The sequence below is a fragment of the Nocardioides psychrotolerans genome (genome assembly GCF_943371775.1).
GTDB lineage: Bacteria > Actinomycetota > Actinomycetes > Propionibacteriales > Nocardioidaceae > Nocardioides > Nocardioides psychrotolerans_A.
In genome coordinates this window covers 40,826-53,289 of record NZ_CALRWD010000023.1, presented here as the reverse complement: position 1 = coordinate 53,289, position 12,464 = coordinate 40,826, and the positions used below count along the sequence as shown (strand labels likewise).

14 protein-coding genes are annotated in these 12,464 nt (G+C 72.1%); 5 read left to right on the top strand and 9 right to left on the bottom strand.

Features of this window, described 5'->3' with window-relative positions:
- Positions 1 to 146 precede the first annotated feature (146 nt).
- The gene (locus AAG827_RS09010) at positions 147 to 1,193 is read left to right on the top strand and encodes a hypothetical protein (protein WP_341925591.1); all 1,047 of its coding nucleotides are present in this window, start codon (positions 147 to 149) and stop codon (positions 1,191 to 1,193) included.
- 129 nt (positions 1,194 to 1,322) lie between these two features.
- Entirely contained in the window at positions 1,323 to 2,339 is a 1,017-nt protein-coding gene (locus AAG827_RS09005) for a M48 family metallopeptidase (RefSeq protein ID WP_341925590.1), read from the top strand.
- A 3-nt stretch (positions 2,340 to 2,342) separates the two neighbouring features.
- Here AAG827_RS09005 and AAG827_RS09000 read toward each other — a convergent pair whose 3' ends face one another.
- The 3 genes from AAG827_RS09000 to AAG827_RS08990 all read right to left on the bottom strand — a co-directional run bounded on the left by AAG827_RS09000 (position 2,343) and on the right by AAG827_RS08990 (position 4,073).
- The gene (locus AAG827_RS09000) at positions 2,343 to 3,425 is read right to left on the bottom strand and encodes a hypothetical protein (protein ID WP_341925589.1); all 1,083 of its coding nucleotides are present in this window, start codon (positions 3,423 to 3,425) and stop codon (positions 2,343 to 2,345) included.
- A complete protein-coding gene (locus tag AAG827_RS08995) occupies positions 3,422 to 3,760 on the bottom strand; it encodes a PadR family transcriptional regulator (protein ID WP_341925588.1) in 339 nt (112 codons plus the stop codon). The genes AAG827_RS09000 and AAG827_RS08995 overlap by 4 nt, the downstream gene beginning before the upstream one ends.
- Before the next feature lie 169 nt (positions 3,761 to 3,929).
- Positions 3,930 to 4,073: a hypothetical protein gene (locus AAG827_RS08990; RefSeq protein ID WP_341925587.1), complete on the bottom strand. Its 144-nt coding sequence runs from the start codon at positions 4,071 to 4,073 to the stop codon at positions 3,930 to 3,932.
- A gap of 165 nt (positions 4,074 to 4,238) precedes the next feature.
- Here AAG827_RS08990 and AAG827_RS08985 point away from each other — a divergent pair, with 165 nt between their 5' ends.
- Entirely contained in the window at positions 4,239 to 5,111 is an 873-nt protein-coding gene (locus AAG827_RS08985) for a patatin-like phospholipase family protein (RefSeq protein WP_341925586.1), read from the top strand.
- Between the two features lie 3 nt (positions 5,112 to 5,114).
- Positions 5,115 to 5,510 (top strand): MmcQ/YjbR family DNA-binding protein, encoded by a 396-nt coding sequence (locus AAG827_RS08980; RefSeq protein ID WP_341925585.1) that lies wholly within the window; start codon positions 5,115 to 5,117, stop codon positions 5,508 to 5,510.
- 6 nt (positions 5,511 to 5,516) lie between these two features.
- Here AAG827_RS08980 and AAG827_RS08975 read toward each other — a convergent pair whose 3' ends face one another.
- From AAG827_RS08975 to AAG827_RS08965, 3 genes are read right to left on the bottom strand one after another with little or no spacing between them, the layout of a single operon-like run.
- On the bottom strand, positions 5,517 to 6,380 hold the full coding sequence (locus AAG827_RS08975; protein ID WP_341925584.1) for a CoA ester lyase: 864 nt from the start codon (positions 6,378 to 6,380) through the stop codon (positions 5,517 to 5,519).
- 3 nt (positions 6,381 to 6,383) lie between these two features.
- Positions 6,384 to 7,469: a CoA ester lyase gene (locus AAG827_RS08970; protein ID WP_341925583.1), complete on the bottom strand. Its 1,086-nt coding sequence runs from the start codon at positions 7,467 to 7,469 to the stop codon at positions 6,384 to 6,386.
- A 54-nt stretch (positions 7,470 to 7,523) separates the two neighbouring features.
- Positions 7,524 to 8,087, bottom strand: a complete 564-nt coding sequence (locus tag AAG827_RS08965) for a DUF1992 domain-containing protein (RefSeq protein ID WP_341925582.1) — start codon at positions 8,085 to 8,087, stop codon at positions 7,524 to 7,526.
- Between the two features lie 74 nt (positions 8,088 to 8,161).
- Here AAG827_RS08965 and AAG827_RS08960 point away from each other — a divergent pair, with 74 nt between their 5' ends.
- The gene (locus AAG827_RS08960) at positions 8,162 to 8,914 is read left to right on the top strand and encodes a dienelactone hydrolase family protein (protein WP_341925581.1); all 753 of its coding nucleotides are present in this window, start codon (positions 8,162 to 8,164) and stop codon (positions 8,912 to 8,914) included.
- Here AAG827_RS08960 and AAG827_RS08955 read toward each other — a convergent pair.
- From AAG827_RS08955 to AAG827_RS08945, 3 genes are all read right to left on the bottom strand, one after another.
- Positions 8,875 to 10,368 (bottom strand): MFS transporter, encoded by a 1,494-nt coding sequence (locus AAG827_RS08955; RefSeq protein WP_341925580.1) that lies wholly within the window; start codon positions 10,366 to 10,368, stop codon positions 8,875 to 8,877. The genes AAG827_RS08960 and AAG827_RS08955 overlap by 40 nt on opposite strands.
- Positions 10,365 to 11,717: a M20/M25/M40 family metallo-hydrolase gene (locus AAG827_RS08950; protein ID WP_341925579.1), complete on the bottom strand. Its 1,353-nt coding sequence runs from the start codon at positions 11,715 to 11,717 to the stop codon at positions 10,365 to 10,367. Before AAG827_RS08950 ends, AAG827_RS08955 begins: the two co-directional genes overlap by 4 nt.
- A 94-nt stretch (positions 11,718 to 11,811) precedes the next feature.
- Positions 11,812 to 12,453, bottom strand: coding sequence for a nitroreductase family protein (locus AAG827_RS08945; RefSeq protein WP_341925578.1), 642 nt, complete (start codon positions 12,451 to 12,453; stop codon positions 11,812 to 11,814).
- Positions 12,454 to 12,464: the final 11 nt, after the last annotated feature.

The window sequence follows — 12,464 nt, the reverse complement described above, 5'->3', positions numbered from 1 at the left end:
TTGGAGGTCGAAAACGTCCCGCACTTTCCCGGCGGTGGTGACGGCCCGAGCCACTCGAGACCCACAGAGGGCATCGGGGTCGAGGTTGTCCACAGGCGCCGCGGGTCGTTGATTGGTACGGGGGTGCCGGCGGCATCGATCTGGGCATGTCGATCACCCGCTGGGATCCCGTGTGCACGAGGCCGGACGGCCTGGTCGCCCCGAGTCGCACCGACAGCAGCGGAAGGGCCGGTCCCACCTGGCGCGCCGCCAACGGGCCGCGCTGGCGGAAGGTCGGGCCCGGCCTCTACGTGCCCTCGTCGGCCAACGTCTGTGTCGAGCAGCGCATCGTCGAGCAGGCCGCGCGGCTGAGACCCAACGGCCGGTCGGGTTGCGTGACGGCATGGGCGGCCCTGCGGTGGCGCGGTGCGGCCTTCTTCGACGGATTGGCCCCCGGTGGCGAGGTCGAGCTGCCGGTCCCGCTGTCGCTCGGGGGTGCCGGCGCCAAGCTGCGCGCGGCCCCGGGTTGTCACCTCGAGCGGATCTCCCTCTCCCTTTCGGATCGCGAGCTGGTCGCCGGGATCCCCGTGACCACCCCACAGCGAGCGCTCTTCGACGAGGTACGCCGGCGCGGCTCCCTCTGGTCGGCCGTCGAGGCGATCGACATGGCCGCCGCGGCCGGGCTCATCTCGGTCTGGCTCTTCGCGACCTACGTCGGCAACGCCAACTCGCGCAACGGGGCGCCGCTCGCGCGACACGCGGTGTCCCTGGCAGTCGACGAGAGTCGCTCGCCTCGAGAGACCTGGCTCCGCCTCGTCTACACCCAGCTCGCCAACCTGCCGGAGCCGATCGTCAACGAGCCGGTCTACGACCTCGACGGCAACCTGCTCGGGATCCCGGACCTGTTCGATCCGGTCGCGGGCCTCGTGGTCGAGTACGACGGCGAGCACCACAAGTCGATCGAGCAGCACCGCGGGGACGTCACGCGGGAGCAGCGGTTTCGCGGGGTCGGGCTGGAGTACGTCAGCGTCGTCCGCGGAGACTCCCGCCGGGCAGCCGCGGCACGCATCCTCGGCGTACGGTCCCGAGCGCTCTTCCTGCCACCCTCGCAGCGCGCGTGGACCCTCGAGCGTCCGCCGTGGGATCCCGCGCCCGAGACCCTCGATGCCCGCCTCGTCCGGCTGGGCAAGGTGGAGGAGCTGACGCACGCCTGATGGGCCGGATAGTGCGGGACGATTTCGACCTCGCGGGACCACCAGGAGGTCGAAAACGTCCCGCACTATCCGGCCGGATGGGCATTGCCGCGACCGGGGGCCTTCACATCCCCGTGCGAGAGTGACGACGTGACGAACCAGCCGGCTCGGTCCCGGGCCACCCTCACCGACATCAGCTCCCGCGCGTGGGAGCACCCCGCCGACCAGGGCGCACTGGTCGCGCTGCGCAAGCTCAAGGGCTTCGACACGGTGCTGAAGGCGGTCGCGGGGCTCTTCAACGAGCGCGCGTTCCGGCTGGTCTTCCTCGGCTCGGCGGTGCGGGTCGACGAGCGCCAGTTCCCCGCGCTGCACCACATGCTCGTCGACGTCGGGCGGGTGCTCGACGTCGAGGAGCTGCCGGAGCTGTACGTCGCCGCCAACCCGGTCCTCAACGCCATGACGATCGGCATGAACAAGCCGTTCATCGTCCTCAACTCGGGGCTGGTCGACCTCCTCGACGACGACGAGCTGCGCTTCGTGATCGGTCACGAGCTCGGGCACGCGGTGAGCGGGCACGCGGTCTACCAGACGCTGCTCCAGCGGCTGCTCGTGCTGAGCGGCGTCCTCTCGAGCCTGCCGCTCGGCGGGCTCGGCCTGCGGGCCATCGTGGCCGCGCTCTACGAGTGGTCGCGCAAGGCCGAGCTGTCGGCCGACCGCGCGGGTCTGCTGGCCACCCAGGACACCGCGACCGCCTTCCGGGTGCACATGCAGCTCGCCAGCGGCGGCCACCTCGACCAGCTCGACACGACGTCGTTCTTCGCCCAGGGCCAGGAGTACCTCGACGCCAGCGACCTGCGCGACTCGGTCCTCAAGCTCCTGCTCATCGAGAACCGCACCCACCCCTTCGCGGTCGTCCGCGCCGCGGAGCTGCGGCGCTGGGTCGACTCGGGGGAGTACACCCGCTTCGTCGCCGGCGCCTACCCGCGCCGGAGCGACGACGACTCGGCCAAGGTGACCGACGCGGCCAAGGCAGCAGCCGCCAGCTATGCCGAGACCTTCCAGCAGTCGCAGGACGCCCTGGGCAAGCTGGTCCACGACGTCGCCGGGGTCGCCGGCAGCGTCAAGCTCTGGCTCGACGAGAAGCTGCGCCGCGACGACCAGCCCTGATCCTCAGCGAGTCGGCGCCACCGGCTCGACCGGCGCCACCGGCTCGACCGGCTCGACCGGCACCGGCGAGGTCACCGGCGGCACCTGGGCGAACGGCGGCTCGGCGTCGACCAGCGGACCGCCCGGGTCGCGGCGACCGGGCTCGTCGAGGCAGGAGCCGCGCAGCTGCGGGCGCTGGGCGAGCGGGAAGACGTTGAAGAGCTCGGTGGTGCCGTTGAGCCAGCCGCAGCCGACCAGTCGCTCGTCGCCACGCCCGGTGTGCGCGTCCTGCGGTCGCACCGTCAGTGGCTCGCCGCTGCCGCGGAAGATCTGCGCGCCCTGCACCAGCCGCCCGTTGGCGTTGTAGACGAAGAGGTTGCGCACCTCGTCGCTGTCCAGGCGCAGACCGGGCTGCCGGGCGCCGTCGCGGTAGCCGGCCGAGTAGCCCGCCCACTCCGGGTCGCCCTGCACCGGCGTCATCACCGCGAAGCTCAGCGGGGCGAGCACGGCGACGACGTTGAGCGCGACCAGCACCAGCCGGGCCAGCAGCGGACGACGAGGCCCGGAGCCTGGCCAGAGGCGCCCCAGCCCGATCAGCACGCTGAGGACCACCGCCACCAGCAGCAGCCCCGGCCCGAGCAGCGGCACCGCGAGGGTGGGCACGAGGGTGACGTACTCCCAGGTGCCGGCCACTTGGTCCAGCAGCGTCACCGCGACCCACGCACGCAGCACCCACCACGCCGGTCGCACGGCCTCGAGCAGCTCCCACGCCTGCCGCGTCCACGCCCGCTCCTGCACTAGGGCCAGGAAGCCTTCGCGGGAGCGGTCCAGCCCCTCCTCGAGGGACGCGGCGGTCGGGAGGGAGGGCCGTCGCAGCCGCGACGACCGGGCACGGACCGGCAGGCCGGCGGCGCCCCTCAGCTCCTCGGCGTACGACGAGGGGTCGCCGAGGGCGGTCCCGTCGGCGAGCTGGTCCGAGAGGTCGGCCTCGAGGCCGCCGAGCAGCTCCTCCCGCTCCTCCTCGGAGAGGTCGGCGAGCCGGGCGCGGACCTCGGCGACGAACGCCTCGACCTCGGGGCGGGTGTCGGTGTTGAGGCTGTCGTTCACGAGGCTGCTCCCTGGGGGTGGTGGGCGAGGAGGGCGGTGACGGTCTCGGAGAAGCTCGCCCAGTCCTTGGTCTGACGCTCGAGCTGGGCCCGCCCCATCGGGGTGATGCCGTAGTACTTGCGGTGAGGGCCCTCGTCGGAGGGCACGACGTAGGACGTCAGTGCGCCCGCGGCGTAGAGCCGTCGCAGGGTGCCGTAGACGGACGCGTCGCCGACCTCGGTGAGCCCGCCGGCGCGCAGCCGGCGCAGCACGTCGTAGCCGTAGCCGTCGTCGTCCTCCACGACGGCGAGGACCGCGAGGTCGAGCACGCCCTTGAGGAGCTGGGTGGTGTCCATGCAGCGCACAGTACTACGCGACGCGCAGTAGTGCGCGGACCGCAGGCGTGTCGGGCGACAGTCACGCCCGGTCACGCCCGGTCGCGCCCGGTCGCGGAAATGCCAGGACCCCCGGCCATGAGGCCGGGGGTCCTGTTGTCGAGCGTGTCGCTCAGGTCGTGCGGGTGCGTCAATAGACGCGTCGACGCGTGCCGCCGACCGGGACGAGGTTGAGGATCAGGCCGACGACCAGCAGGATCGCGCCGATCGTCGTGAGGATCGAGATCTTTGCGATCAGGCCGATGATCAGCAGGATCAGTCCGAGTACCACCATGGGGATAACCATCCTTTCGAGATGTTCGTCGACCACCATCTCGTGCTGACCGGGCGCTGGAACCACCCCACGGGGTGGTTTGACGCTCGCACTCCGGGATATGCGCCACCGTAGGTCCGATCATCGGACGTCACGGAGGTCACAAGCGCCTGAGAGACTGACGCCATGAGCACACCCACCCGCACGCGGGGACTGGTCCTGGGCGGCGGCGGCATCACCGGGATCGCCTGGGAGACCGGGCTGCTGACCGGTCTGGCCGAGGCCGGGGTCGACCTGACCACCGCCGACCGGGTGATCGGCACGTCGGCGGGCTCGATCGTCGGCTCGCAGATCACCAGCGACACCCCGCTCGACGAGCTCTACCGTCGCCAGCTCCTCCCGCCGGGCCACCCCGACGGTCCCACCGAGACGACGCTGGCCTCGATCGGTCCGCGCGTGCTCGCGACCTTCGGCTTCGCGCTCCTGCGCGCCCGTGGCGACGTCGAGGCCTTCGGTCGCATCCTGGGCCGCCGGGCGGTCCGGACGACCGCTCAGGGCAGGACCCCGAGCATCGCCGAGCGCTACGACCAGGTCCGCCAGCGCCTGACGACCACGACCTGGCCCGACCGCGACCTGGTCATCACGGCCGTCGACGTCGAGACCGGCACCCTGGTCGCTTTCAAGCCCGGTCACGACGTCGGGCTGGAGGACGCCGTCAACGCCAGCTGCGCCGTGCCCTGCGTCTATCCGCCGATCCCGATCAACGGCAGGACCTACGTCGACGGCGGCATGCGCTCCGGCTCCAACTCCGACCTGGCCGCCGGCTGCGACCCGGTCGTCGCGCTCACCCCGTCGGACCGCTCGATCGGCCCGCTCCGCACGGCGTCGCAACAGCTCGCCGAGCTCGGGGTCGCGCACCTGGTGATCACGCCCGACGAGGGGTCGCTGTCCGCGATCGGCAAGAATGTCCTCGACCCCGCCGCCCGCCCGGCGTCCGCCAGGGCCGGCCACGCCCAGGCGGCGGCGTACGCCGAGCGGGTGCGGGAGATCTGGGGCTGAGGCGTGCCGCACCCGCAGATGTTCGCGGACGACGACCCGGCACTCGCCCGGGTCCGTGCGCTGGCGCTGGCGCTGCCGGGAGCCCAGGAGAAGGTCTCGCACGGACGTCCGGCGTTCTTCACCACCAAGGTCTTCGCCTACTACGGCGGCTCGCACAAGGTCGACGGTGACTGGCACGAGCACCCGCAGTGCCTGATGGTGCTGCTCGACGAGGACGAGCGCACCGCCCTGCTCGAGGAGGACCGCTCGTTCGTGCCGGCCTACCTCGGCCCGAGCGGCTGGCTCGGCGTCGACCTGCCGGCACCCGACGAGCGCGGCTGGGACGAGGTCGCCGAGCTCCTCGACGCGTCCTTCCGGCTCACCGCACCGGTGCGTCTGGTCCGGGAGCTGGACGGCTGACCAGGATCAGCCGAGCGCCCGGATGGCCTCGTGGATGCTCAGCGTGCGCTGGGCGGACTCGACGTGGAGGTTCTCCACCATCTTGTTGTTGTAGGTGACGACGCCCGAGCCCTTGCCGGCCTCCCAGGCCTCGAGGATCCCGCGGGCGTCCTCGACGGCCTTCTCGGACGGTGCGAACTGCTCGTTGGCCGGGCCGACCTGGCCGGGGTGGATGAGCGTCTTGCCGTCGAAGCCGAGCTGACGACCCTGCTCGCACTCGGCGAGGAAGCCCTCCTCGTTCTTCACGTCGTTGTAGACGCCGTCGAGGATCGCGATGCCGGCGGCCCGCGCGGCCAGCAGCGCGAGGGACAGCGACGTCAGCAGCGGCGCGCGGCCGGGCACGTGCTCGGCGTAGAGCTCCTTGACCAGGTCGTTGGTGCCCATCACGAGCACCGCGAGCCGGTCGGAGGCGGCGGCGAGCTCGCGCACGTTGAAGATCGCCTCGGGCGTCTCGACCATCGCCCACAGGCGGGTGTGGTCGGGCGCGCCGGCCTTCTCCATCGCGGCGACCAGCGAGCGGACCTCGTCGGCGCTGTTGACCTTGGGCACGACGATGCCGGCGGGGCCGGCCTGCGCGGCGGCGACGATGTCGTCGTCGTGCCACTCGGTGCCGATGCCGTTGACCCGGATCGTGACCGTACGGCGGCCGTAGTCGCCCGACGCCGCGGCCGCCGCCGCGGACTCACGGGCGGCCGGCTTGGCGTCGGGGGCGACCGCGTCCTCAAGGTCGAGGATCAGGCCGTCGCAGGCGATCGCCTTGGCCTTCTCGAGCGCCCGCTCGTTGGAGCTGGGCATGTAGAGGACCGAGCGGAGGGGGGTGAAGTCGGTCATGGCTCAGGCCACCTCGATCGCGTCGTACTGCTTCTTCAGCTCGGGGTCGATCGCCGCCAGCTCCTCGGCCAGGCGCACCATCACCAGGCACTGCTTGAGCGAGGCGTCGTCCTCCATCTTGCCGTCGAGCATCACCGCGCCGGTGCCGTCACCCATGGCCGCGACCACCCGACGCGCGTGCTGAATGTCCTCGACCGACGGGCTGAAGACCCGGTTGGCGATGGCGATCTGCTTGGGGTGCAGGCTCCACGTGCCGACGCAGCCGAGCAGGAAGGCGTTGCGGAACTGGTCCTCGCAGGCCACCACGTCGGCGATGTCGCCGAAGGGGCCGTAATAGGGGTAGATGCCGTGCATCGCGCAGGCGTCGACCATGCGGGCGATCGTGTAGTGCCACAGGTCCTGCTGGTAGGTCGTGCGCTGACCCTCGATGTCGGTGACGCCGTCCTTGACCGTCGGGTCCTGGCGCACGAGGTAGCCCGGGTGACCGCCGCCGACGCGGGTCGTCTTCATCCGACGGTCGGCCGCCAGGTCGGCTGGGCCGAGGGAGAGGCCCTGCATGCGGGGGCTGGCGCCGCAGATCTCCTCCACGTTGGCCACACCGCGCGCGGTCTCGAGGATCGCGTGGATCAGGATCGGCCGGTCGAGACCGGCCTTGGCCTCGAGCTGGGCGAGCAGCCGGTCGACGTAGTGGATGTCCTCGGCGCCCTGCACCTTCGGCACCATGATCACGTCGAGCTTGTCGCCGATCGCGGGCACCAGGGTGGTGAGGTCGTCGAGCACCCAGGGGCTGTCGAGCGAGTTGATCCGGGTCCACAGCTGCGTGGGTCCGAAGTCGGTGGCCTGGGCGATGCGCACGAGGCCCTCACGCGCGGCGACCTTGTTGTCGGCCTTGACCGCGTCCTCGAGGTTGCCGAGGAGGACGTCGACGGTGCCGACCATGGCGGGGATCTTGGCCGCCATCTTCTCGTTGCTCGGGTCGAAGAAGTGGATCGCACGACTCGGGCGAGCCGGGACCTCCGTGAGCGGGGTGGGTGCTCCGACCGCGAGGGGGCGGAAGAAGTCCTTGGCACTGCGCGAGGAACCGGTCATGCGCGGAAAGTACCAGCGGCGGACACCACCCGGGTATGACGGATCTCTCGGCGCTCAGTCCCGTCGTCGCTGCCGCCACCATCGACGACGCGGCGGCGCCTCGGCCTGCTGCTGCTCTCGCCGGGCCCGAGCCGCCGCGGCCCGCTCGTCGCGGCGCTCGCGCCAGGCGGCGACTGTCGCGTCCACGTCGCGGGGCATCGTGACCAGCGGCGGCTGGCCGTCCTGCGGGGAGTAGCGCGCCCGGATCACGCGGGCGTTGAAGTCCTCGACCTCGCGACGCACCTCGGTGTCGTTGAAGAGACCGTCGAGGCGCACCTCCAGCTCGGCGTCGTCCTTGCGGAGCTGGAGCGAGGGCGGCAGGACGGTGATGTTCTCCCGCTCGACGAGCTTCTTGAGCCACCAGTCGGGGTCGTGGTCGCGCCCGAGCCCCTCGATCGGCTTGCCCGCGCCGGGCAGGTCGTCGAACTCGCCCTTGGCCATGGCGACCCGGATCTGCTGGTCGACCCAGGAGGACTGGTTGGCGATGCGCGTCTGGGCGGCCGTCAGGCCGGTGCGCTTGTCCTTGAGTGGCAGCTTGTCGACGCGCTCGACCTCGAGAGGTTCGTCGTCGTGGGTCATGGGTCACCTCCGCGGCTGTGATGACGAGGTCGAGTTTACGAGGGGGTGTGTGAGCACTGGCTAGGTTGCTGGGCATGGACCTGATCGACATCCCTGTGCCCGGTGGCACCGCGGAGGCCTACGTCGCCCGCCCGCCCGCGACCCCCGACATCGGTGCCCTGCCGGGCGTCCTGTTCTTCATGGACGCGATCGGGCTGCGGCCGCAGATCGCCGCGATGTGCGACCGGATCGCGAGCTGGGGCTACGTCGTCCTCGCCCCCCACGTCTTCCACCGCGAGGGCACGGTCGCGGAGCTGGCCCCGACCGGCGACCTCACCGACCCCGCCGAGCGCGACGCCTTCTTCAAGGTCGCCCTGCCCCGGATCGGTGCCCTCACCTCCGACCTCGCGCTCGCCGACATCGCGGCGTACGTCGACACGCTGCGCGGCCTCGACGGCGTCGGCGCCGGGCCGATCGGGGTCACGGGCTACTGCATGGGCGCCCGGCTGGCGATCCGTGCCGCGGGCGCGCACCCCGACGTCGTCGCCGCGTGCGGCGGCTTCCACGGCGGCGGGCTCGTCACCGACGAGGCCGACAGCCCGCACCTCGCGCTGGCGCACGCCCGGGCAGAGCTGGTCCTCGGTCACGCCGACAACGACGGCTCGATGCCGCCCGAGGCCGTGGCGGCGCTGGGCGAGGCGATCGCCGCCGCGGGCCTGCACGCCAGCAACGAGGTCTACCCCGGGGCGGCCCACGGCTACACGATGGCCGACACCGCGATGTGGGACGAGGCGGCGGCCGAGCGGCACTACGTCGAGCTGGACGGCCTGCTCGCGCGCACGCTCTGACCTTGGGAGCCGGGCCGGTCGGAGAAGGCGTGCTTCGGCGCGGCCAGCAGCGAGAGCGCCGCGAGCACGGAGGCGATCGAGCACACCGCCCACACCGTGAGGTAGCCCGACAGCGGGGCCTCGGCCTCGGTCACGCCCTCGATCCCCTTGCTGGCCAGGGCGATCGCGAAGATCGACGACGCGATCGCACCGCCGACGGTCTTGGTCGCGTTGGTCATGCCCGTCGCGAAGCCGGTGCGGTCGGGTGGCGCGGCAGCGGCCGCCGCAGCCGGCAGGGCGGCGACGAGGGCGCCCGACCCGAGGCCGGCGATGCCCATGTTGAGCAGCGCCTGGCCGGTGCTGTCGTGGAAGGGGATCCACAGGGCGTAGCCGAGGGCCACCAGCAGGCACGACACCATCAGCGCCCGTCGTACGCCGAGCCAGCGCGAGGTGAGCGGCAGCGTGAAGGCGCCGATCGCCAGGGTGATGACGTAGACGCCGATCAGCGTCGAGACGAAGGCCGAGTCGGCGCCGAGGCCGTAGCCGCGGACGTCGGGGTCGGCCTGCGCGAAGGTGGAGAGCGGGATCTGGCCGCCGAGCACCGGGATGCCGAAGAGGAAGGCGGTGACCTGCACGGGCCACTGCTGCGGGGTCGCCAGCAGGCGCACGTCCACGATCGGCTCGGCCTGGGCGGCCTCGTAGCGCCAGAACGGCACCAGCGCCGCGAGGCCGGCGACCACCAGGGCCCAGGCCAGCGGGCTGCCGACACCCTGGAGGCGGAGCACCACGAAGCCGGCCATCACCAGGCCGAGCGCCAGCGTGATCAGCCCGAGCCCGGTCCAGTCGATGCCGCCGGTGGCCTCGCCGGGGGAGTTCTCGACGCCGACGAGGATGACGAAGAAGACCGCGGTGACGACCATCGCGGGGATCGCCAGCATCAGGTTCATGTCGAGCGTGTCGACCAGCAGGCCGCTGCTGAGCGCGCCGATGATGACCGCCAGCTCGAGCGCGCCGACCAGGACGGCCGCTCCGCGGCGGGTGAGCAGCTCCTGGCGCCCGGAGTCGCGGGTGCGGCGGTGGATGATCGCGACCTCGAGCGGCAACCACACGACGTAGGCGCCCTGCAGCGCCCAGCCGATCAGGAACGTCGAGAACGACGACGCAAAGGCCAGCACCCAGGAGCCGAGCGCCGTGACGGCGGTCGAGAGCAGCAGCACCCGCTGGTGCCCGACCAGGTCGGCGAGGCGCGCGAGGAGCGGGACGCACAGCGCGCTGACGATCAGCTGGGCCGCCTCGAACCAGTTGACGTCGCCCTCGCTGATGCTCAGGTGGTCGGCGATCTGCGGGAAGATCGGCGTGTAGTAGCCCTGGAGCACCCCGCTCGCGACCTCGACCGCGACCAGGAAGCCGACGACGAGGGCGAGGCCGTGGGCGGCGGGTCGCAGGGTGCTCGTCGGGCCGGGACTCGTGCTCATCGGGGGAGCCTCTCGATCAGCAGCTCGTACCACCGGACGCCGTCGAGGAACGCCTCGACGCCGAGGTGCTCGTCGAAGCTGTGGATGGCCTCGCGCTGGGCCTTGGTCATCCGGAAGGGCGCGAAGCGGTAGACCCGCTCGCAGATCTCGGTGAAGAAGCGGGAGTCGGTGGCCGCCATCATCACGTAGGGCGAGGGCACGGCGTCCGGGAAGACCTCGCCGATCGTCGCCTCGAGGAGCTCGAAGGCGTCGTCCATCGGGGAGACCGGGCTCGGCTCGTTGCGCTCGACCACGTCGATGTGGACCTGGTCGTCGGCGACGACCGAGCGCACGTGGTCGAGCACGTCGTTGACGGTGTCGCCGACCATGATCCGGATGTTGACGCCGGCCTTGGCGGTCGCGGCGATCACGTTGAGGGCCGGGGAGCCGGAAAGGGTCGTGACGGCGAACGTCGTGCGCGTCATGGCGCCCGGCTCGGGACCCGCGGCGAGCAGCGCGCGGGTCAGCAGCGGCTTGAGGCGCGCGGCGTTGGCGAAGACCGGCCGCAGCGGGAGCGGGCCGTGCGGGGCCATCCGGCGGAAGAGCTCGACCGTCGGGGACGGGGTGCGCGGGGCCATCGGGGAGCGGTCGAGGCGCACGATCGCGCGGGCCAGGCGGGCGGTCGGCCCCATCCGGCTCGGCGTGCTGGCGTGGCCGCCGCGTCCCTCGACCCGCAGCTCGACCGACGTGACGCCCTTCTCGGTCAGGCCGATGACGCCGATCGGGGCCTTCACCCCGGGGAACGCCTCGCTCGCGATCGCGCCGCCCTCGTCGAGGACGAACCACGGCTCGACCCCGCGCCGGCGGAGCTCCTCGACGGCGAGCACCGCGGAGCTGCCGGAGACCTCCTCGTTGCAGCCGAAGGAGAGCCACACGTCCTGCGCCGGCACCACGTCGCGCTCCAGCAGCGACTCGACGGCCTCGCAGATCGCGACCAGCGACCCCTTGTCGTCCAGCGTCCCGCGGCCCCAGATGACGCCGTCGACGACCTCGCCGGAGAACGCCGGGTGCTGCCAGGTGCCCTCGACCGGCACGACGTCGAGGTGGGCCATGAGCACCACCGGGCGCGCACTGCTGGCTCCGGGCCAGCGGAAGAGCAGGCCGTGGGTGTCGACCCGGGTCAGCTCCAACCGCTCGTGGAGCACGGGGAACTGGCGGGCGAGCTCCTCGAGGAAGAGGTCGAACGCGGCGGTGTCGACGAGCCCCGGGTCGCGGTCGCTGACCGTCGGGATCCGCACCAGCGCCTGGAGCTTGGCCACCGCGCGCTCATGGCTGCGGGCAGGCGACCGCTGCCCCTCCCTCAAGGTCATGCGGCGACGCTACCGCCTGGGAGCTGGTCTCGGATGCGAGACGCTGACGGGCTCGTGAGTCGTTGACCGGCGCGGCGCCGCCCGGTGGACTGGGTCAGTGACCCGTCTGCCCCTCGAGGCCTCCCCAGTGACCGTGGTGCACCACGTCGCGCCACGGCGTGCGAGCACGTCGCGTCGGCGACCCGCTGCGGGTGGCAGCGCTGTCGGGGAGCCGGTGGCCGATGGTGATGACGCCGACCGGGTCGTAGTCGTCGGGGATGCCGAGCTCGGCTCGCAGCCGCGGCTCGTGGGCGGCGTGCACGCCGAAGAAGCAGGCGCCGAGGCCCGCGTCGGTCACCGTCTGGAGGATCAGCAGCGAGGCCATGGCGGCGTCCATGTGCCAGAAGGGCTTGGCCCAGCGGGTCTCGTCGCGGTCGGTCCAGCCCTTGTCCGGCTCGGCGTAGCGGTCGAGGTAGGCCGCCTTGCTCGAGCACGGCACGATCACGACCGGGGCCGTCATGAGCCCCGCGAGCCAGGCGCTGGGCCGCTCGAGGCTGGCGGCGTCGGTGGAGGCGGCCCAGAAGCGTCGTACGTCGTCGGGGGTGTCGAGCCGCAGGAAGGCCCAGCCCTGGGTGAAACCGGCGTTGGGCGCGCGGGTCGCGTTGTCGAGCGCGCGGTCGACGAGCGCCGGGTCGACCGGCTCCTCGGAGTAGCGGCGGACCATCGTGCGACGCCTGACGACGTCCTGGAACTCCATGTGCCCCAGTA